The sequence below is a fragment of the Nocardiopsis sp. iso_237 genome, from assembly GCF_056173345.1.
Genome location: NZ_CM149669.1, coordinates 5745597 through 5764749 on the forward strand (window position 1 = coordinate 5745597; position 19153 = coordinate 5764749).

Below are 19153 nucleotides of genomic sequence, written 5' to 3' on the forward strand. Positions count from 1 at the left end.
CCGGGTTCCGGCCCGGGGCGCGTCGGCCGTTGTGGTGTTGGCCATTCCTGGCACGCTCGGTGCCCTTCATACGGCAGGCTTGGTTCATGGAGACACCGACCACCGCCCGCCGGCTGGACCGGCTGCCCAAGGCCCACCTGCACCTGCACTTCACCGGCTCGATGCGCCACGACACGCTGGTGGAACTGGCCGAGGAACGCGGGGTGCACCTTCCCCAGGCGCTGGTGAAGGAGTGGCCGCCCAAGCTCAGGGCCACCGACGAACGCGGCTGGTTCCGCTTCCAGCGCCTCTACGACATCGCCCGCTCGGTGCTGCGCAGACCAGAGGACATCCACCGCCTCCTGCTGGAGGCGGCGGAGGACGAGCGGGAGGCCGGTTCGGGCTGGCTGGAGATCCAGGTCGACCCCAGCGGGTACGCGTCGCTCTTCGACGGACTCACCGCGACCCTGGAGCTGATCCTGGACGCCGCCCGGGTGGCGGAGCGCGAGACCGGGGTGGCGATCGGTCTGATGGTGGCCGCGAACCGGACCCGGCACCCGCTCGACGCCCGGGCCCTGGCCCGTCTGGCCGCCCAGTACTCGGGCCGGGGCGTGGTGTCGTTCGGGCTGAACAACGACGAGCGGCGCGGGCGCGCGCGTGAGTTCGAGGCGGCCTTCCGGATCGCCAAGCGCGCGGGGCTGCTCTCCACGCCCCACGGCGGGGAGCTCAACGGCCCGCGCAGCGTCCGGGAGTGCCTGGACGAGCTGGACGCCGACCGGATCGGCCACGGGGTGCGCGCCGTGGAGGACCCCTACCTGCTGGAGCGCATCGCGACCCAGGAGGTGACCCTGGAGGTCTGCCCGACCTCCAACGTGGGCCTCGGGGTGTTCGAGGAGCTCGAACGCGTTCCGCTGCGCAGGCTGTACCAGGCCGGGGCTCCGATCGCCCTGGGCACCGACGACCCTCTGCTGTTCGGTCCGCGCCTGGTGGAGCAGTACCGGATCGCCCGTGAGGTGTTCGGGTTCACCGACGCCGAGCTCGCGGACCTCGCGCGGATGTCCATCCGGGGCGCCGGGGCGCCCGACTCCCTGAAGAAGCAGATGCTCTCCGGGGTGGACGACTGGCTGGCCGCGGAGCCGGAGCCCGTGGAGGGTTGAGCGGGGCGGGGGTCTCCCCCCGCCCGGCGCGCTCAGGCCAGGAGCATCCACGCGCCCTGGCCGAGCATCGCCGCCCCGGCGACGAAGAACAGCACGGCGGCGCCGATCCGGATGGCCCGCTCCGGGAGCTTCTTTCCGAGGACGGCGCCGATGGCGATGGCGATGGCGTCGGCGGCGACCATGCCGACGGTGGAGCCGATCCACACGGGGAGCCAGTGGTACTGGGTGCCGACGGTGATGGTGGCGAGCATGGTCTTGTCACCGAGCTCGGCCACGAGGAAGACCACGAACACGGTCATGAAGCCGGAGCGGATGCGGCGGGAGGCCGCGCGTTCCTCGTCCTTGTCGGACATCTCGTCGCCGCGCAGGGTCCACAGTCCGAAGACGAGGAAGGCGAACCCGGCCACGAGGGTGAGCCAGTCGGTCGGGACGGCCGCGCCGAGGACCTCGGCGATGAACACGCTGCCCAGGTGCACCACGGCGGTGGCGACGGTGATGCCGAGGATGACGGTGAGGGCGCGGTAACGGGTCGCCAGGGACATCGCGACCAACTGGGTCTTGTCGCCCATTTCGGCGATGAAGATGGCGCCCGCGCTCACGCCGAGGCCGATCAGAAAAGCTGACATGGTTCTCCCGCTGTCCGTGATGGGCAGAAGGAGGCGGAGAACGCCCCTTCAACCCGGTCGTTTCCTACCGGGTCAAAGGTCTCGTCCGCCCGCTGCGCTGGGCTCACACGGCCGGGACGGCGGCGTCCAGTGTGTCGACCGTGTGCATTGGGGACTACTCCCCTTCGACGCTCACGACATTACCAGAACCATTGTTGATTGCAATTTATTGACCTGTCGAATTGATTTATCAGGTTGGCCTGATAAAGGTGTTGGATGCGCCTAACTTATTTCTTGGGCGCATCGTCACGGGCCGTGCCGCCCCGCTGACGCTGGGGATCCTGGCAACCGGTGACCTGCCTCATGCGTCCCTCCGGTCACATTCCCCAACGCGAGGAGCTCCCCCGTGCACCGCAAGACACCCCTGGTCATGAGCGCGCTCATGACACCGCTGCTCCTGGCCGGTTGCGCGGCGGAGGTCTACGACCAGAACGCGCACCGCGACATGGTCGAGTCGTACGGGGCCCGGGCCAACGACATGGACGCCGTCACCCGGGTGACCCGGTCGGCCTGCGACGCGGAGAGCGCGGCGGCCTGGACCGAGGGCTACATGGACCAGGGCAGTGACCCCGGCCTCCTCGTCATCGGGGTCGACCAGATGTGCCCCGACCGCCTCGCGGAGTTCGAGGAGGCGCTGGCGCCCTTCGGCTGGTGACCGCCTGGTTCAGAGGCTGACGCCGAGCATCACCGGTTCGTTGACCAGGCGCACCCCGAAGGCCTCCTCGACCCCGGCCCGCACCTCGCGGGCCAGGTCCAGGAGGTCCGCGGTGGTGGCGCCGCCGGGGTTGGTGAGCGCCAGGGTGTGCTTGCCCGAGATCCGCGCGGGACCGTCGCCGTAGCCCTTGGTGAACCCGGCCCGGTCGATCAGCCAGGCGGCGGAGAGCTTCACGTTGCCCGCGTCGTCGGGGTGCCCCGGCACCTCGGTGTCGGCGCCCAGGCGCGCGAGGGCCCGCTCGCGGAAGGCCGCGTACTCCTCGGCCGACAGGACCGGGTTGGTGAAGAACGACCCCGCGCTGCGGGTGTCGGGGTCGGCGGGGTCCAGGACCATGCCCTTGCCCCGGCGCAGACCGAGGACGACCTCGCGCGCCCGGGCCAGCGGCACCCGCTCCCCGGCGTCCACTCCCATGGTGCGGGCCACCTCGGCGTACCGGACGGGGCGGCTCAGCGGCCCGCGGCGCAGCTCGAAGACGACCTCGCACACCACGTACCGGTCGTGGCCCTTGAAGGCGCTGTCGCGGTACGTGAAGCCGCAGTCGGTGTTGGAGAGCGTGACCAGCTCCCCGGTGGTGCGGTCCAGGACCAGCACCTCGCGGACGGTCTGGCTGACGTCCTGGCCGTAGGCGCCCACGTTCTGGATGGGGGTGGAGCCCACCCGCCCGGGGATGCCGGAGAGGAACTCGACGCCGTTGAGCCCCTCGGAGACGGTCCGCTCCACGAGCGGGTCCCACTCCACACCCGCGTCCGCCCTCAGCAGGACGATCTCCTCGCCGGTCTCCGGGTCGGTTCCGGCCTCGGTCGTGGTGACGCCCTGGGAGGCCACCAGGACCACCGTGCCGGGGAACCCGTCGTCGGCGACGACCAGGTTGCTGCCGCCGCCGAGCACGAGGACGCGCTCGCCCTCGCGGTCGGCCCCGGTGACGAGGGCGACGAGCTCGTCGGTGGAGCTGGCGGTCCGGAAGGCCTTGGCGGGGCCGCCCAGGCCGAGGGTGGTGTGGTCAGCGAGCATCGTGGACACGGGGCATACCTCTTGCGGAGAGAACGAACGCGGGTGCGGGCGGGTCGGTCGCGGCCGGGCGGCTACGAGGCCAGGCGGACCACGGCAGAGGCCTTGGCCAGGACCTTGGCCCCACCGGAGCGTGCGGTGAGCAGAACGGTGACGGTGCCGTCGTCGTTCTTGGCCTTCACCTTGCCGCTGACGGTGATCTCGGCGCCCTGGTCGTCGTCCGGGACCACCACGGGCGCGGAGAAGCGCACCGAGTAGTCGACGACGCTGCCGGGGTCCCCGGTCCAGTCGGTGACGACCCGGCCGGCCTCGGCCATGGTGAACATGCCGTGCGCGATCACGTCGGGCAGGCCGACCGACTTGGCGAACCGCTCGTTCCAGTGGATCGGGTTGAAGTCACCCGAGGCGCCCGCGTAGCGGACCAGGTCCAGGCGGCGGACCGGGAAGGTCCGCTCGGGGATCTGGGTGCCGACCTCGACGTCCGCGTACTTGATCGTGTTCACAGTCTTCCCCGCTTCCTAGGAACCCCGGACGACGAGCATCATGCCCGCCGTCACCACGTGCTCACCGTCGGCCGCCTCGGCCACCGTCTCCATGGTGATGAGCTCGTTGCCGCCCAGCGCCTTGATGTCGGTGATGCGGGTGACCGTGCTCAGGACGTCGCCCGCCTGGAGCGGACGGCTGTAGCGGAAGCTCTGGTCGCCGTGGACGACCCGGGAGAAGTCCACCCCGAGGTCCGGGTCGGCCAGGGCCAGCGCGGACCCGGCCATGCCGAGGATGACGGGGAAGGTGGGCGGGGCGATGACGTCGGCGTACCCGAGGGCCTTGGCGGAGGCCGTGTCGAGGTAGACGGGGTTGAGGTCGTTGATCGACTCGGCGAACTCGCGGATCTTGCCGCGCGTCACCTCGTAGGCCTCGGGGGCGGGGTACTCCCGGCCGAGGTAGTCAGGGTTGATCGCCACGCTCTGTCTCTCCTGTGCGGTGTGCGCTCACGGAGCGGCCGGGGCTGCGCCCGCCGCCCGTGTCAGCAATAACAAAAGCCCGGTGAGCGAAGTGCTCACCGGGCTGGAGTCTACGAGAAGCCGACCGCTCCCTGCCGGGGACGACGGACCTGGAGAACCTAGCGGGTCTCGCGGTGGTCGTTGTGCTTGCGGCAGTTCGGGCAGAACTTCTTGATCGTCAGACGGTCGGGGGTGTTCCGACGGTTCTTGCGCGTGATGTAGTTCCGGTGATTGCACTCCTGGCAGGCCAGGGTGATCTTCGGCCTCACGTCTGTGGCAGCCACTTCGGAGTGCCTTTCTCGCTGGAGACATTACCTGGGCGCAGTTGAACACTGCTGGAGACCCACGACGACCCCTGAGTACTGGGCCTCAGGGGTCAGCGGGTTGGTAGCGGGGGCCGGACTTGAACCGACGACACAGCGATTATGAGCCGCTTGCTCTACCGACTGAGCTACCCCGCCCCGATCAGAACGGAAGGACATCCTATCCTGGATGTCCCTCTGTCAAGGCCGGTGAAGTTCCACCGGCCACCCACCTGAGTGGACCGGAACCTCGTCAAGTGGTGGAGCCCCTTTACGGAATCGAACCGTAGACCTTCTCCTTACCATGGAGACGCTCTGCCGACTGAGCTAAAGGGGCGCGCTGTGGGACTTTCTCTCGTCCGCCCCGGGGGTGTTGCCCCCTTGCGCTGAACATGACTATACAGGGATCCGGGGGTGCTCTGCCAAATCGAGCGCCGGGCGCCCCGGAGGAGGTCCGCCGGGACGTACTCCGACCCCCTCCCCCGCACTCCGCACGGAACACGGGAACCCCTGGTCGACAGGGGTTCACACGTGCTCTCGGGGCCCTCCGCACCGTCCGGCCCGGGGCCCGGAAAAGGGCAGATGTGACGCCGTGCACCCGGCCCGGGCCCGGTCTCAGCCGTTCGGCTCGGCCAGCCAGACGTTGGACATCGCGTCGCGGTTGATCGTCCGGATGTCGGCGGGCAGGCCGAGCCTGCGCAGGGCGTCGGACAGCCGGGTGTCGTGCGTGAACACGATGAGCTGCCGGTGCCGCCCCACCTCGGCCAGGACCGCCGCCAGCCCCTCCACCGTCTCGGTGTCCATCGCCTGGACCGGGTCGTCCAGCAACAGGAAGCCGAACGGGTTGCCCTCCACCAGCGCGCGCGGCAGGCAGATGGACAGCGCCAGGGCCTGGAACTCGCCCTGGCTGAGCAGCCCGGGCGCGCTGGTCTGGTCGTCCACGCCGTCGACGGAGACGTCCACCTCGACCCTCCGGCGGGCGCCCCGGCCGATCAGCCGCATGCCCTGGAGGTCGATGTGGCGTTCCTGGCGCAGCCGGAACCAGACCTGCTCCGCCTGGGAGATCACGGGCCCCAGCCGTTCCGCGCGCACGCCGCGCGCGTGCTCGGCCAGCCAGTTCAGGGCCGCCTCCGCCGCCCCCAGGGTCTCGCTCGCCGCCACGGCGTCCTGGGCGTCGTCCAGCCAGCCGGAGAGCCGTTCCGCGAGGTCGGACCAGCCCTCGGTGGGATCCTCCAGCCGTTCGGAGGCGTCCCGGCGGGCGCTGACCGCCGCCGCCCGGAGTCGGCGGCCCACGGCCTCGATGTGTTCGGCCAGCTCCCCGAGGTCCTCGATGTCGGAGCCGGACTCCCAGAGCGCCCACACCTGACCGAGCTCGCTCTCCGGCGGCAGCCAGGACGGCACCGGGGAGAGCAGGAAGCGTGCCTGGTCGCGCGCGGCGGAGGCGCGGTCGTAGGCGGCCGAGGCGGAGGCGGCCTGGGGCCGGAGCGCGCGGAGCTGCGCGTTGGCGCGGCGCACCCAGTCGGCGCCGAGCGCCCCGGTCGCGGCACACGTGGGACAGGTGGTCTCGGTGGGGTGGCGCTTGTGGTGTTCCAGCGCCTGTTCGAGGAGCTGGACCACGCCGTGCGCGTGGTCGCCCTTGCTCCCGGCCGCCATGGCCAGTTCCATGGCGGCACCGCGCAGTTCGTTGACGACGTCCGCGATGAGCGTGCGCTCGGGGACGGCCAGGCGGCGCAGGCGGCGCAGGACCACGTGCAGGGCGGGGTCGCTGGGTCCGTCGTCGGAGGCGACCCGGCGCAGCGCCTCCAGGTCCATGGAGGGCGCGGAGAGCACACCGACGGCCTGGACCGCCCGGGGGTCGTTGGAGGCGCCCAGGACGTCCAGGAGCGGCCGCAGCTCGCGGGACGGCCGGTCGCGGCGCCGGGCCAGCCCGTCGCAGACCTTGGCCAGTCGGCGCTCGGCCTCCGCCAGCCCGGTGAGTCCGAGCAGCGCCGTGAGGGTGTCGTACAGCTCCGCCGCGCGGCCGGTGACCGTGCGGCCGAGTTCGTCGTAGGACAGGAACGGCCGGTAGCGGACGAGGTTCTCGCCCCAGTCGAGGGTGCGCAGCGGGGAGACGTCGCCGTTGGGGTGCACGACCTCGCCGCGCGCGGAGCGGACGCTCTCCCCGGTCCAGCGGCGGCTGATCCGGGTGGGTCCGGGGTCCCCGGCGATGTGGATGTCCACGGTCGCCTCGGTGCGCTCGTCGTAGTGCAGGTTGCGCCAGCCGTCGCGCCAGCCGGTGGGCATGGCGTCCCAGCGCGGGTTGCGGCCGGTGAGGGCCGCCTCGGCGGCCTCCGCGAAGCTCGACTTGCCGGAGCCGTTGCGGCCGACGATGACGGTGAGGCCGGGGCTCGGGGAGAAGGTGAGGTCGGCCGGTCGGCCGATGCCGCGGAACCCCTGGACGCGGATGCCGGTGAGGTAGGCCCGGCGCACCCGTCCGGGCGGCGGCTCGGGCGACTCCCCGGGGACGATCCCGGGGATGTGCTCACCCCTCAGGAGCGCCTCCAGCGCCTCCTCACCCCACAGGGCGGCGCCGACCCAGGTACGGACCGCCTCGGGCAGCCCCGAACGCGCCAGGGCGTCGAGGAGTGCCTTGGTGGTGGGGTCCTCGGTCTGGGGTGCGGCCGCGTGGCCGTCCCGTCCTGTGCGTGTGTCCGCCTCGGGTCCCCGAGTCACCTTCGCCACCCCGCTCCGTTCTCGAACCTGCACCTGCAGAGTAGGACAGGACGGGAGGAAGCGCGCTGGTGATACGCGCGCCGGACGGCACCCGATACCCGTCTGTACCCGATTGCGCCTCCGCTTCGCTTCGGAGCGTGTTCGGCGCCTTCGCAGAGGGATCCGGGTTCAGAAGGCGACACGGCATCCTCGTCTACGCCTGACGCTCGCTCCTCGCTGGCGGTGTGACTCGTCTTGCTCGGTGCTTGCTGGAACCCGGACTCTCCGGCGCCTCACTCCCCCGAGGACCGGAGGTGACCCAGGCCACTGTGACACGGTCGGCGGGCGCGCGTCGGCGTGTTCGGGGAACCCGACGCCTCAGGCCGTCGGCGGTGCCGGGGCCGCCGGGTCACACGCCGACCAGCCTCCTCCTGCTGCCGTCCCAGGTGAAGTGCAGGGTGGCGATGCCCGGGACGTTCGGGTCCCGCAGGCACTCGTAGATGTTCAGGCTCGGCACGCTCGCGAAGCAGCCCCAGACGCGTTCGGACGTGAGCACGAAGTCGAGGTCGAGTTCGACCAGCAGCCCGAGCAGGCGTCCGTGCGTGGGTTCGTCCACCTTGGCGAAGGCGTCGTCCAGCAGGATCAGGCGCGGTGCCCACGGCGCGCGGGCCGCCAGGGCGTCGAACTGGGCGGCGGCCGCCGCGAACAGCACCAGGTAGGCGACGACGCGCTGCTCGCCCTGGCTGAGCGCGGTGCGGTGGCCCAGGCGGCGCTCGTCCCCGGCGGAGTCGGTCACGTAGACGGTGAAGGTGAACCAGGACCGGTAGTCGAGCGCGGCCCGCAGCTGGGCGCCGCCGGTGGCGGTCGGGTCCAGACGGCGGATCGCCTCGATGCAGCGGCGCAGGGCGTCGCGCAGGCGGGTGGTCTGGACCCGGGTGCGCTCGTCGGCCGGGGTGGCCAGCAGCGGGACGACCGCCTCGACGTCGGCCCCGGCGTCGGGCGCCAGGCTCCAGTCCAGGCGGACGCCGAGCCCGGCGGAGGTGGTGACGTCCTTGAGGACGTCGTTCATGGTCGCGATGAGGGCGCGGGCCTCGTCGATCTGGCGGGAGAGGTGTCCGGCGAGCTCGCCCAGGAGGTGGCGTTCGAAGGCCTCCTCCTCAGCGACGGCCACGGTCTCCTCGGCGCGCACGACCGCCTCCGCGACGCGTTCCGCGTAGGAGGTGACGTCGTGGGCGCCGTCCTCGTCGTGGACCGTGAGGCGTTTCACGCCGCGCGGCTCGCTGGGTTCGGTGCGGGTCTGGGCCCAGCCCACCGAGGTGAGGAGGCGGTGCAGCTCCTCGCGGCTGCCGAGGATGGCGCTGTCGTCGACCTCGTCGACGCCGTCCTGGGCGGCCAGGCCGTCCTCCAGCTGCGAGGTGAAGGAGGCCAGGAGGGCCAGGCGCTCGTCCGGCCCGGTGGTCTCGACCTCGGGTCCGCCGTTGACGGCCGCCAGGTAACGGGCCAGGGGGGCGTCGCTCCCGGCGCAGTCCTCCAGCCCGGCGGCGCGGAGCAGCACGGCGTCGGGGACGGTGTCCTCGGTGCCGGTGACGGCCGGGCTGTCGGGGTCACCGACGGTGGTGACGGAGGAGACCAGGGCCTCCCCCGCCGCCAGGGCGCGGCGGACCTGTTCGGCGCGTTCGGTGGTGGCGACGTCGAGCCGGACCTCGGCGCTGACGCGTTCGTCGCGGGCGCGCTGGGCGTCGCGTTCGAGTTCGGGGAGGCGATCGGCGGCCTCCTTCGCGCGCGCCTGGACCTGGGCGCGGGCGGCGTCGATCTGTTCCGGGGCCACGCCCCGGGCGCGGTCACCGAGCTCGAACTGGCGGCGCACGGTGATCATGTCGTCGATCGCCGCGGCGCGGGCGTCCTCGGCCAGGACGCGGGCCGCGCGGGTGCGGGACCAGGCGGCGACGTGGCGTTCGTGGTCGGCCAGTTCCCAGGCGAGGACGTCGAGGTCGCGCAGGGCCGAGGCGATCAGGACCCGGAGGTGGTCCAGGGCGCGCAGGGCGCTGTCGAGTTCGGCGCGGACGGTGGGCAGGTGCTCGTCCCGGGCGGCCTCGGTCAGCCGGGTGCGGATGCCGAGGAGTTCGCCTCGGGTGGACTCGGCGGCGGCCTGGGCGGTGTCGTGGGCGCGGCGGGCGGCGGCCACGTCGGTCCGGGCCACGTCGAGGGTGGCCCAGGCGCGGATCAGCGGGGCGGCCTCGGGGAGGTCGCGGGAGACCGCCAGCAGTTCGGTGTAGGAGTGCTCCACGGCCCAGCGGCGCTCCCCGGCCTCGGCCAGCAGGGCCTCCGCGATCGCCATGCGCCGGTCGGTGTTGGCGGACTGGCGGTCGCGGGCGCGCTTGCGGGCGGCCTCACCGATGAACTCCGGTTCGCCCTTGTAGTGGGCTCCGGAGGCCACGCCCAGGCGCCAGCCGCCGGAGAGCGACATGGAGCTGACGGTGGTCACGGCGCTGTCCCGGCGGTGCTTGGGCTCGGTGTCCTCGGCGCTGCCCGGCGTCTCCGAGTGCAGGGCGATGGAGGACAACAGCGCGCGGAGGTTGTCGCCGTGCGCGCCCCGGTCCGGGAACACGACCGGGACGAGGACGTCCAGGAGGGTGCGGCCCTTGGCCGGGCGGGCCGGGGTGACCATGAGATCGCGGGTGGTGGGGTCGTAGAGGGTGCCGTCCGCGCGGATCCACCCGGAGAGCAGTCCGCTGGCCTCCAGGGCCGCCTCCAGTCCGGCCTGTTCGCGCGGGGTGAGACCGTCCGCGAAGTCCACGGCCAGGTGGAAGGGGACGCCGTCGCCGTCCGGACGCGGGTAGGTGGCCCAGGCGGGGCGCTCGGGGGCGCTGTCGGTGTTCCTCGCGCGTCGGGCGGCGAGGTCGGCCAGCTCGTCGGAGAGCTGGCCCTCCTCGTTGACGGCGACGTCGCGGCGGGCGCGCAGTTCCTCCAGGAGGGGGTCCACGGCGGTGTGGGCGAGGCGGGAGACGGCGGCCGGGACCTGGGGGTCCAGCACGCGCAGGGTGTCGGTGATGGGCAGTTCGACGCTGCCCTCCAGCTCGTGGATGGCCTCACCGAGGGCGTGGGCGTGGCTGGAGTCCCGCAGCCGGGCCGCCCAGGCGCGGACGCCGTCGGCGTAGGTGGTGCTCTCGGCGCGCAGGGCGGCGATGGCCTCCTGCTCGCGGGTGTGGGTGTGCTCCAGGACCGCCTCGGCGCTCTCCGCCTCGCTGGTGAGGGCGACCAGGTGGCGGTCGGTGGCGGCCTCGGCGGTGGTGAGGCCGGTCAGCTGGGTGGCGAGGTCGGTGCGGTCGGCGGCGGCGTCGGCGCAGGTGGTGAGCCGGTCGTGCAGGCGGCCGAGGTGGTCGCGCAGGTCAGCGAGGTCGACGCCCTCGACGGGGGCGCGCTCGACGGCCTGTTCCAGGCCCTGGAGGTCGACCCGGGTGGTGCTCTCCCTGGGGGCGTGCACGGTGGTGTGGGCGTCGGGGACCTGCCCGAGCCCCTGGGTGTCGAGTCCGGCGGCGGTGGCGGCGCGCGCGGCTTCGAGGTGGGTCTGGCGCAGGATCTCCAGGGCCCGCTCGATGGCGGTGGTGTCCTCGCCCAGGCGCTCCACCGCGTGGGACTCGGTGGTGGCGGCGTGCTCGGCGGCGGCCCAGGCCGCCTCGGCGGCGCGGATGTAGGCACCGACGGCTGCGTCGTAGGCGCGGCGCTCGTTGGTGGTGGCGGTGGCGGCCGCGCCCTGGGCCGTGGCGAGGGTGCCGTCGTCGGCGTCGGCGGTGTCGCGGGTGCGGCGGGCCTGGTCGCGTTCCTCCGCGATCTGGCTCTCGGCGGTGATGAGGTCGTCCAGCTCCGCGCGCAGGCGGTCGGTCTCCTCGGTACGGCGGGTGCAGGCGTCGAGCTGCTCGCGGACCTCCGAGGAGCGGGCGCGCAGGGTGTGCAGGAGGTAGCCGTGGTAGTCGCTGAGGAAGGCGGCGACCCCGGCTCCGGCCTCGGTGAGCCCGTTCTTGTCGCTGCGGGCCTGTTCGAGGTCCGCGATGTTGCGGGCGACCTCGTCCAGGACGGACTCGTCCATGGGCGGGAGGGCCTCGGACAGCACGCCGACCAGCTCTCCGGCCTCCAGGCGGTCACCGATGGTGGGGCGGCGCAGGCGGTAGAGCAGGTGGATGAGGTTGCGGTAGCGGACGGAGTCGTCGATCCCGAACAGGTCGCGCATGACGCGGGCGCGGTAGGGGACGGCGCTCGTGAAGCAGTTGTCGGCGCCGATCTCCGAGCGCAGCCGGTCCACGGGCTTGGGGCGGCCGTCGGTCACGAGGTCGAGGTCGTGGCCGACCCTGCGGTCGGTCACGAAGAACACGCAGCGCGGGTCGGCGTCCCCGACGGCCATGACGGCGGCCCCGAGGGTGAGGTGCCGGGGCGGGGCCCCGGGGGCGTCCTCGTCGTCGGTGTCGGCCGGGGCCCGGGCGGGGTCGGTGCCGTCGGCGGCCGGGTCCGCGTCGTCCTCGGGGTCGGCGGCCGGTGCGAGGGCGGCGAGCAGCGCGGAGGCGGTGGTGGGAGCGGCGGGCGCGAGGGTGCGCGCGGGGGTGGCGGAGTCCAGGCCGCGGTCGCCGCGCGCGGTGGTGAACTCGACCCACAGGTAGCCGAGGCGGGTGGCCGGTCCGGAGCTGGCGTCGGCGGGCGCCGGGCCGTCGGCGGGCTCCCCGTCCTCCCCGGACTCGGGTTCGGCGGGGCCCCCGAGCAGGTCGGGGCCGGTGTCCTCCTCGACCGGACCGCGCGCGGAGCGGGGGTCGTCGGCCATCAGCCAGCGCAGGCTGGTGCGGTTGGTGCCGGTGGTGTCCAGGCGCCGGACGTCACCGTCCAGCAGGAAGGGGAGCAGCATCTCCAGGGCCTTGGACTTGCCCGCGCCGTTGCGGCCGCGCAGCAGCAGCCGCCCCTCCGCGAAGTCCAGGACGTGGTCGTCGTACTGCCACACGTTCCTGATGCCCGCGCGTTCCAGGCGGTAGCGGGGGGAGTCGGCAGGATCAGCCGGAGCCGTCCCGGGGGCCTCGATCGTCTCCTGTGTCACCACTGGTCGCGCTCACCTTCTCGTTCGCCACCGCTTGCAGCACGGACGTCACCCGGTCGAGGTCGCCTCGGGGGCCGGTCTGGGGATCGGGTTCGTCCTGACCGGAACCACGCGGTCGCGCGGGGAGTGTCCGGCTGTCTTCGTCATTGTCCTGGATCAGCGGGACGCGCTCGTCCACGTCGGCGCCGAACCGGGCCCCGGCGGCGGTGAGCGACCACGCCCCGGGGCCTCCCGTGAGCAGGCCGAGGCCGGTCAGGAGCTCCAGCACGAGGGCGGCCAGCCGGTCCGGATCGGGGATCTCGGGGCCCGCGGCGCGCGCCCACTCGGCGCGGATCGGGGCGTCCTCACCGCCGAGGGTCTCCAGCGCGGCCAGAAGTTCCAGGTCGGGGACGGGGACGGAGGTGGCGGGGCGGCCGGGGTGCAGGCGGCCGGAGAGGTGGCGGACCAGGGCCAGCGCCGTGCGGCCCACCGGGTCGTCTGAGGGGAAGCGCGCGGTCGCCTCGGTCTCGTCCGGCATGACGAGCGCCACACCCTCGGCGCGGATCTCGGTGTCGCAGCCGAGCAGGTTGCCGAGGGCGGCGGCGGCCCTCCACTGGTGGGCGGCGAGGCGGTCGCGCTGGCGGTCGGGGAGGTGTTCCCGGTAGACCACGGCGGTCTCGGCCAGCAGGCGGCGCAGGCCGATCTCGCCCGCCTGGTCGCCCTCGGGGTCCGGGTCCGCCGCGTCGGCGAGGAAGGAGTCCGGGTCGTCGCCGGCCCGGGGCAGGTGGGCGGCGACGGCGCGCAGGGCGCCGGTGTGCGGCGTGAGTCCGACGTCGGCCGCCGGGTCGGCCTGGTGGGCGCGGACGGTCCCGGAGGTCTCGGTGAGCGCCCCGAGACCGACCAGGTGGTGCAGGGCCGCGCAGAAGGCGCGGCGTTCACCGAGGCCCCTCGTGGGGTCCGCGTCGATCCCGGCCTCGCGGGCGGCGGCGCGGACCCGGGAGGTGAGTGACCGCGCGCTGGTGGGCCCGGTCTGCTCGACCAGGACGGCGAGGGCCAGTGCGAGGTAGGTGTGGGTCCGGGGGGTGAACCGGGCGCCGGTGGACCTCGTGGCCGGGCGGACCACCTCGTCCACGAGGCCGCGCTTGACCAGGCGGGCGTGTTCGTCGGCCACGGTCAGCCGGTAGCCGAGGACCCGCTGGAAGCGCTGCACCAGCCACTCGGCGTGGGAGCGCACGAGGGAGAACTCGGCCGGGTGGGTGCGCCGGGTGAGCAGGGGGCGGGCCATGAGGGCGCGGGCGGCGGCCTGCCGCTCACCGATGAGGGCGGCGTCCTCGGTGTGTGCGCTGGTCTCCATCACTCCCACCCTCCGCTCGCGATGTCGATGGGGCCGGTGGTCTCCACGTCGGGGTCGCGGAGGTCGTCGGCGGCCGGGACCACGGGGAGCTCCAGGCTGTGCGGGCGCTCACCGGTCGTCGGTACGGCGTGCTGTTCGTAGGAGGTGACGCACAGGCTCAGGCCCTCCAGCGTCAGGTCCCCGCCCTCGCCCCGGATGGTGAGCTCCGCCCCGGGCGAGGCGTGGACGTGCAGGCGCAGCCCGAACTCCAGGTCCCCGGCCGAGGTGGGGCGGCGGGAGGCGTCACCGGAGCCGAGCGCGGCGGTGAGGAGCTCCATGAGGACCTCCATCCCGGCGCCGGACAGGTCCAGGCGGGCGCGGTCCGAGGTGGGTTCGGTGAGCAGGGACCGGATCTGCTCGGCACCGGCTCGGCGCCAGTGCGCGGAGGACTCGGCCGCGTCGCGCAGGCGGGCCTGCTGGGCGCGGTGGTCGCGCACGGGTTCGGGCGGGCGGGTCCCGGGGTGCTCGGTGACGGCGCTGCGGTCGGCCTCGGCGTGCCACCAGCTGGTGGTGGCCGCGACCGTGTCGTCCACCCGCCCCTCCAGGTGGCGGGCGGGGTGCAGGGCGAAGGCCGCGGTGGCCAGCGCCTCCGCGCGTTCCGGTTCCGCGGCCTCGAACCACGTCGCCAGGCGCAGCAGAGCGGCGCGGCCGTGCCGTGGCACCGGCCGGTCACCGGTGCCCTGTCCTTCGTCCGCGCGGTCGTCCGCCCACTGGTTGAGTCCCACAACTCAGCAGACTAGAGACCTCCGGGGCCCGCCACGCCCGGTTCGGCCACCCCGGACCCCGCTGAAATGCATCCCGCGTCCGATCTGACCAGCGGGTTCGAGAGTTTTCTCGACTTTGCGAGGATTCGTGGAAGCGGGTGCGGAGTCGAAGCTCACGTCGACTGGTCGTCGGGGGCCGCCGGAAGGGTGAGGCGTCCGCCGTCCGCGTCGGCCAGCGCGTCCCGCTGCTCCTGGGGCATGTCGTCGTCGTACTCGGTGATCGAGTAGGTGGAGAAGAACCAGGTCCCGTCCGCCTCCACCGGGTCCCCGAGCTCCACCTCCACGTCGTAGGGGTCGTTCTGGCAGCCCTGGTCCATGCACCAGGTGCCCAGGACCTCGCCCTCGCCCCGGGCGCGGGTGTCGCCCCACTCGTCCCACTCCATGTCGGAGAAGGTCGTGGACCCCGTGGCGACGTAGACCTCGGGGCGCTGGTCCTCGAAGCCCTCCTCGTCTCCGTGCAGGTTGAGGACCTGGACCTCGCCCTCCGCGACGGGCCCGTCGGCGGGCTCCGGGGAGTCCGTGCCGGGGGCGTCGTCCTGCGCCGTGGGGCGGTCCTCGACGGGCTCCTCGGACTCACCGCAGGCCGTCAGCGCCAGGACCGCCCCGACCATCAGGGCACCGGCCACGAGTGTGGACTTCAACCGACCTCCTCCGTTGGGTTCGCGACCATCCTGTCGCGGGATGCGGCGAGGCCCCCCGGCACACGCCGGGGGGCCTCGGACCCGCTCTGTTCCGTCACCGGAGCCCGGGGGCTCCGTCGACCACGCTCAGGTGGTCAGTAGCCGTAGCCGTGGTTGCCCTCGTCGGCACGGTCGTGCTCGCCCTTGTCAGCACTGTCGTGGCTGACGTTGGTGCTCGCCGGACCGTTGACGCAGTCGCCCGTGGTCTGCGGCGACAGGATCGGCACGTTGGCGCCGACCAGGCCGACAGCCAGCTCGGTGTTGCACAGCTGAATCGGAACCAACTGGAGGTTCTGATTGAACTGCTGGTCGCCACCGTGCGAGGCCGAGGCCGGAGCGGCCGCGAGCATCGCGCCGAGCGCGACACCGGCGATCGCCGTGGCGGCGGTGAACCTGCGCAGCATGGGTGGCTCCCTAGTCGATGTTGGTGCTGATCGGGCCGTTGACGCAGTCGCCCGTGGTCTGCGGCGACAGGATCGGCACGTTGACGCCGGCCAGGAGACCGACGGCCAGCTCGGTGTTGCAGAGCTGAACCGGAACCAGCTGAAGGTTCTGGTTGTACTGCTGGTCGCCACCGTGCGAGGCGGACGCGGGAGCGGCCGCGAGGATGGCGCCGAGAGCGACACCGGCGATGGCGGTGGCGGCGGTGAACTTACGCATTGTGGGGTTCTCCTAGTCGATGTTGGTGCTGATGGGGCCGTTGACGCAGTCGCCCGTGGTCTGCGGCGACAGGACCGGGACGTTCACAGCGACCAGACCCACGGCGGCGCTGGTGTTGCACAGCTGGACCGGGATGGCCTGGAGGTTCTGGTTGTACTGCTGGTCGCCACCGTGGGAACCGTGGGAGGCGGAGGCCGGAGTGGCGGCCAGAACGGCAGAGAAAGCAGCACCAGCAACGAGGCCGGCAACACCGAGCTTACGCAGCATTGAATTACCCTTCAGAGAAGTTTGAGATATGGTCTCGGTCGAACCGATTGCCGGGACTAGCTGATGTTGGTGCCGATGGGCCCGTTCACGCAGTCGCCCGTGGTCTGCGGCGACAGGATCGGGATGGTGACGGCCACCAGGCCGACGCTGCCCGTCAGGTTGCAGGACTGGATCGGAACGAGCTGCAGGTTCTGGTTGAACTGCTGGTCACCGCCGTGGGAGGCGGAGGCCGGAGCGCCCATGAGGAGCGCGCCCATCGCGGCACCAGCGACCAGGCCAGCAGCGGTCAGCTTCTTGATCATGTTTCCCCCGAGAATTCAAGCGAGGCATTGACAGAAAAAGACGCAGGCGCTTTTGCACCTGTGTCGCGGTGGACTGATGCAATCATCATCCGCCCCCCGATTTTTGTCAACGCCGAAACTCGGGAAACTAATTGTCCAGATTGCCGGGTGCGCTCTTTTTGCCCTTGAATACAAAAGGGACGATGCGGTGATTTATCAGCACGGTCCGGCCGCGCCGAAACGATCAAAGATCACACAGAGTGATCGAAGCGCACTCGGAGCGTGACCATCTCGCAACCGCCCGAATCAGGCGACCCCCCGTGAGCACCCCCCACGAAGCGTGACGGCGGAGCCCCCGGGCCCGGGGACCCCCTCGGACACACACCGTTCGGCCCCGGACACGACGAAGCCCCCGGCACCTGTTGGTGCCGGGGGCTCCGGTACTCCCTGTGGCGGGTGAAGGATTCGAACCTTCGAAGGCTAAGCCGACGGATTTACAGTCCGCTCCCATTGGCCGCTCGGGCAACCCGCCTGGGCTGCTGCGACGCCGTGGCGTCGCCGCGCAGGAACGACAATAGCGGATGATGGGCCCGAACCTGAAATCGTTTGGCGGGCGCGCCCCGACAGGGCTCGTCAGGCGGGGCCCGCACGGCGCGGCTAAGCTCTGAACCGGCCCGGACCGGGCCGGACGAGACGTACACGGGCGCCCCACAGCGTCCGTGACCCATGAGACGTAGCGGGGTGTGAGAGTACGTGGCCGCCGAATCCAGTTTCGACGTGGTGTCCAAGCTCGACCGTCAGGAGGTCGACAACGCGCTGAACCAGGCGGGCAAGGAACTGTCCCAGCGGTTCGACTTCAAGGGCACGGGGACCACCATCGCCTGGCAGGGCGAGGACGGCATCGAGATCAGGAGCGGCTCCGAGGAGCGCGCCCTGGCCGCCCTGGAGGTCTTCAAGGAGAAGCTGGTCAAGCGCAAGCTGTCCCTGAAGATCCTGGACGCGGCCGAGGAGGCCAAGCCCTCCGGCAAGGAGTACCGCCTCCCCATCAGCCTCAAGGAGGGCATCTCCACCGAGGACGCCAAGAAGATCTCCAAGCTCATCCGGGACGAGGGCCCCAAGGGCGTCAAGGCCCAGATCCAGGGCGAGGAGCTGCGGGTCAGCTCCAAGAAGAAGGACGACCTCCAGAACGTCATGAACCTCATCAAGGACAAGGACTTCGACCTGGCGCTCCAGTTCGTGAACTACCGCTAGGCACCGCCGAACGGCCGCCCTCCCCGGCAGGGGCGGGCGGCCGTTGGCGTTCAGCCCAGGTCCCACCTGCGGCGCAGTTCGCGGAGCCGCCGGACCCGCTCCTCCACCGGCGGGTGGGCGGCGAACAGGCGGCCCACGCCCCCGGGGAAGGGGTTGGTCGTCATCAGGTGCGAGGCGGCCAGCAGGGCGCGTTCACGGGGCAGCGGGTAGTCGCGGTTCCCGGCTTCCAGCTTGAGCAGGGCGTCGGCCAGCCCCAGGGGGTCGCCGGTGATCTCCGCCGCCCTCTCGTCGGCCCGGAACTCGCGCGCCCGGCCCACACCGAAGTAGACGACCATCGCCGCCAGCGGGGCGAGGACCACCATCATCAGTCCGCCCAGCAGGTTGGGCAGGTCCGTCTCCTCGGAGTCCCCGAGCGGGATCAGGAACGAGACCGCGGTCAGGGCGGTGATGAGCGCGGTCAGCGTCGCCGCCACCGAACTGATGAGGGTGTCGTGCGCGCGGATGTGCGCCAGTTCGTGGGCGAGGACACCGCGCAGCTCGCGTTCGTCGAGGGCGCGCAGCAGGCCGGTCGTGCAGCACAGGGCGGCGCGGCGGGGGCTGTTCCCGGTCGCGAAGGCGTTGGGTGAGCGCACCGGGGACAGGTAGAGCCGGGGCATGGGCTGCCGGGCGGCCGTGGCCAGCTCCCGCACCATCCGGTAGAGCTCGGGGCGTTCGATCTCGCTGACCGGGCGGGCCCGCATCGCGCGGAGCGCCAGGGAGTTCCCGAAGAGGTAGACCAGGATCCCCGCGCAGGCCACCAGCGCCACCGACGCCTGGAGCCCCTTCTCCGCACCGCACAGCCAGCCGACCACGACGGCGAGCGCCGAGACCCCGGCGAACAGGCCGACCGCGCGGATCGCGTTGACGTGCACGCGCCCTCCTTCCGCTGTTCGCCGCTGCCCGGCTCCGGATGCGTACATGGTGACAAACGTGCGGGTCCGCGTCTTGCGTTCCCCATGTGACCAGCTGTCGGTCACATCCCGCTTCCAACCCGGATTCGGAGGGGTTGTGACAATGGCCACCCGCCCCGCCGCGGGGTCGGGACGACGACCTATAGTGCGAACGTGGCCCTTGTCACTCCGAACACCACGGGGACGGGACGGCGCCCCGGCGGGGCGGGCGTCCCCTTCGAGGTGAGCGGGGGGCCGTGCCGTCGGAGGCGGAAGCCGAGGACGGCCCGGTCGCGGTCCGAGACCGCCGAAACACCACCCGGGGTTGGCGCACCCAGGGCGTGTGGGGGCCAC

The 19153-nt window shown here is 72.3% G+C and carries 18 protein-coding genes and 3 tRNA genes; 3 read left to right on the top strand and 18 right to left on the bottom strand.

Features of this window, described 5'->3' with window-relative positions; translation table 11 throughout:
- Positions 1–86: 86 nt before the first annotated feature.
- The gene (locus AC0VYM_RS25795) at positions 87–1136 is read left to right on the top strand and encodes an adenosine deaminase (RefSeq protein ID WP_475456364.1); all 1050 of its coding nucleotides are present in this window, start codon (positions 87–89) and stop codon (positions 1134–1136) included.
- A 32-nt stretch (positions 1137–1168) separates the two neighbouring features.
- Here AC0VYM_RS25795 and AC0VYM_RS25800 read toward each other — a convergent pair whose 3' ends face one another.
- Positions 1169–1762 carry a TMEM165/GDT1 family protein gene (locus AC0VYM_RS25800; RefSeq protein WP_475456366.1) on the bottom strand — a complete coding sequence of 198 codons (594 nt, stop codon included), beginning with the start codon at positions 1760–1762 and terminating at the stop codon, positions 1169–1171.
- A gap of 385 nt (positions 1763–2147) precedes the next feature.
- Between AC0VYM_RS25800 and AC0VYM_RS25805 the strand changes: the two genes are divergently transcribed.
- Positions 2148–2456, top strand: a complete 309-nt coding sequence (locus tag AC0VYM_RS25805) for a hypothetical protein (protein ID WP_475456368.1) — start codon at positions 2148–2150, stop codon at positions 2454–2456.
- Positions 2457–2465: 9 nt separating this feature from the next.
- Here the strand turns inward: AC0VYM_RS25805 and AC0VYM_RS25810 are convergent, their stop codons facing one another.
- The 16 genes from AC0VYM_RS25810 to AC0VYM_RS25885 form a co-directional block, all read right to left on the bottom strand.
- Positions 2466–3536 (bottom strand): UDP-N-acetylmuramate dehydrogenase, encoded by a 1071-nt coding sequence (locus tag AC0VYM_RS25810; protein WP_475456370.1) that lies wholly within the window; start codon positions 3534–3536, stop codon positions 2466–2468.
- A gap of 62 nt (positions 3537–3598) precedes the next feature.
- Positions 3599–4027 carry a MaoC family dehydratase gene (locus AC0VYM_RS25815; RefSeq protein WP_475456372.1) on the bottom strand — a complete coding sequence of 143 codons (429 nt, stop codon included), beginning with the start codon at positions 4025–4027 and terminating at the stop codon, positions 3599–3601.
- Positions 4028–4042: 15 nt separating this feature from the next.
- Positions 4043–4486 (bottom strand): MaoC family dehydratase N-terminal domain-containing protein, encoded by a 444-nt coding sequence (locus AC0VYM_RS25820; RefSeq protein ID WP_475456374.1) that lies wholly within the window; start codon positions 4484–4486, stop codon positions 4043–4045.
- Positions 4487–4644: 158 nt separating this feature from the next.
- Positions 4645–4809, bottom strand: coding sequence for a 50S ribosomal protein L33 (rpmG, locus tag AC0VYM_RS25825; RefSeq protein WP_026117477.1), 165 nt, complete (start codon positions 4807–4809; stop codon positions 4645–4647).
- 101 nt (positions 4810–4910) lie between these two features.
- Positions 4911–4986: transfer RNA gene (locus tag AC0VYM_RS25830), tRNA-Met, on the bottom strand.
- A gap of 102 nt (positions 4987–5088) precedes the next feature.
- Positions 5089–5164: transfer RNA gene (locus tag AC0VYM_RS25835), tRNA-Thr, on the bottom strand.
- A gap of 278 nt (positions 5165–5442) precedes the next feature.
- On the bottom strand, positions 5443–7548 hold the full coding sequence (locus tag AC0VYM_RS25840) for an AAA family ATPase (RefSeq protein WP_475456376.1): 2106 nt from the start codon (positions 7546–7548) through the stop codon (positions 5443–5445).
- 379 nt (positions 7549–7927) lie between these two features.
- Positions 7928–12598: an SbcC/MukB-like Walker B domain-containing protein gene (locus AC0VYM_RS25845; protein WP_475456378.1), complete on the bottom strand. Its 4671-nt coding sequence runs from the start codon at positions 12596–12598 to the stop codon at positions 7928–7930.
- A complete protein-coding gene (locus tag AC0VYM_RS25850) occupies positions 12552–13928 on the bottom strand; it encodes a TIGR02678 family protein (protein WP_475456380.1) in 1377 nt (458 codons plus the stop codon). Before AC0VYM_RS25850 ends, AC0VYM_RS25845 begins: the two co-directional genes overlap by 47 nt.
- Positions 13928–14692 carry a DUF2397 family protein gene (locus tag AC0VYM_RS25855; RefSeq protein WP_475456382.1) on the bottom strand — a complete coding sequence of 255 codons (765 nt, stop codon included), beginning with the start codon at positions 14690–14692 and terminating at the stop codon, positions 13928–13930. The genes AC0VYM_RS25850 and AC0VYM_RS25855 overlap by 1 nt, the downstream gene beginning before the upstream one ends.
- 152 nt (positions 14693–14844) lie before the next feature.
- Entirely contained in the window at positions 14845–15372 is a 528-nt protein-coding gene (locus AC0VYM_RS25860; protein ID WP_475456384.1) for a hypothetical protein, read from the bottom strand.
- 134 nt (positions 15373–15506) lie between these two features.
- Positions 15507–15815 (bottom strand): hypothetical protein, encoded by a 309-nt coding sequence (locus AC0VYM_RS25865; RefSeq protein ID WP_475456386.1) that lies wholly within the window; start codon positions 15813–15815, stop codon positions 15507–15509.
- Between the two features lie 10 nt (positions 15816–15825).
- Positions 15826–16071, bottom strand: a complete 246-nt coding sequence (locus AC0VYM_RS25870) for a hypothetical protein (protein WP_378738592.1) — start codon at positions 16069–16071, stop codon at positions 15826–15828.
- 12 nt (positions 16072–16083) lie between these two features.
- Positions 16084–16338 (bottom strand): hypothetical protein, encoded by a 255-nt coding sequence (locus tag AC0VYM_RS25875; RefSeq protein WP_378738594.1) that lies wholly within the window; start codon positions 16336–16338, stop codon positions 16084–16086.
- 56 nt (positions 16339–16394) lie between these two features.
- Entirely contained in the window at positions 16395–16640 is a 246-nt protein-coding gene (locus AC0VYM_RS25880; RefSeq protein ID WP_378738596.1) for a hypothetical protein, read from the bottom strand.
- Positions 16641–17069: 429 nt separating this feature from the next.
- Positions 17070–17151, bottom strand: a tRNA-Tyr gene (locus AC0VYM_RS25885).
- Between the two features lie 221 nt (positions 17152–17372).
- On the opposite strand from AC0VYM_RS25885, the gene AC0VYM_RS25890 reads away from it, so the two are divergent.
- On the top strand, positions 17373–17870 hold the full coding sequence (locus tag AC0VYM_RS25890; protein ID WP_475456389.1) for a YajQ family cyclic di-GMP-binding protein: 498 nt from the start codon (positions 17373–17375) through the stop codon (positions 17868–17870).
- Positions 17871–17920: 50 nt separating this feature from the next.
- Here AC0VYM_RS25890 and AC0VYM_RS25895 read toward each other — a convergent pair whose 3' ends face one another.
- Positions 17921–18781 (bottom strand): M48 family metalloprotease, encoded by an 861-nt coding sequence (locus AC0VYM_RS25895; RefSeq protein ID WP_378738600.1) that lies wholly within the window; start codon positions 18779–18781, stop codon positions 17921–17923.
- Positions 18782–19153: the final 372 nt, after the last annotated feature.

Coding starts and splice junctions, on each gene's coding strand:
- AC0VYM_RS25850 (WP_475456380.1), bottom strand. CDS start 13,928: ATGGAGACCAGCGCACACACCGAGGACGCCGCCCTCATCGGTGAGCGG.
- AC0VYM_RS25875 (WP_378738594.1), bottom strand. CDS start 16,338: ATGCTGCGTAAGCTCGGTGTTGCCGGCCTCGTTGCTGGTGCTGCTTTC.
- AC0VYM_RS25795 (WP_475456364.1), top strand. CDS start 87: ATGGAGACACCGACCACCGCCCGCCGGCTGGACCGGCTGCCCAAGGCC.
- AC0VYM_RS25800 (WP_475456366.1), bottom strand. CDS start 1,762: ATGTCAGCTTTTCTGATCGGCCTCGGCGTGAGCGCGGGCGCCATCTTC.
- AC0VYM_RS25865 (WP_475456386.1), bottom strand. CDS start 15,815: ATGCTGCGCAGGTTCACCGCCGCCACGGCGATCGCCGGTGTCGCGCTC.
- AC0VYM_RS25870 (WP_378738592.1), bottom strand. CDS start 16,071: ATGCGTAAGTTCACCGCCGCCACCGCCATCGCCGGTGTCGCTCTCGGC.
- AC0VYM_RS25880 (WP_378738596.1), bottom strand. CDS start 16,640: ATGATCAAGAAGCTGACCGCTGCTGGCCTGGTCGCTGGTGCCGCGATG.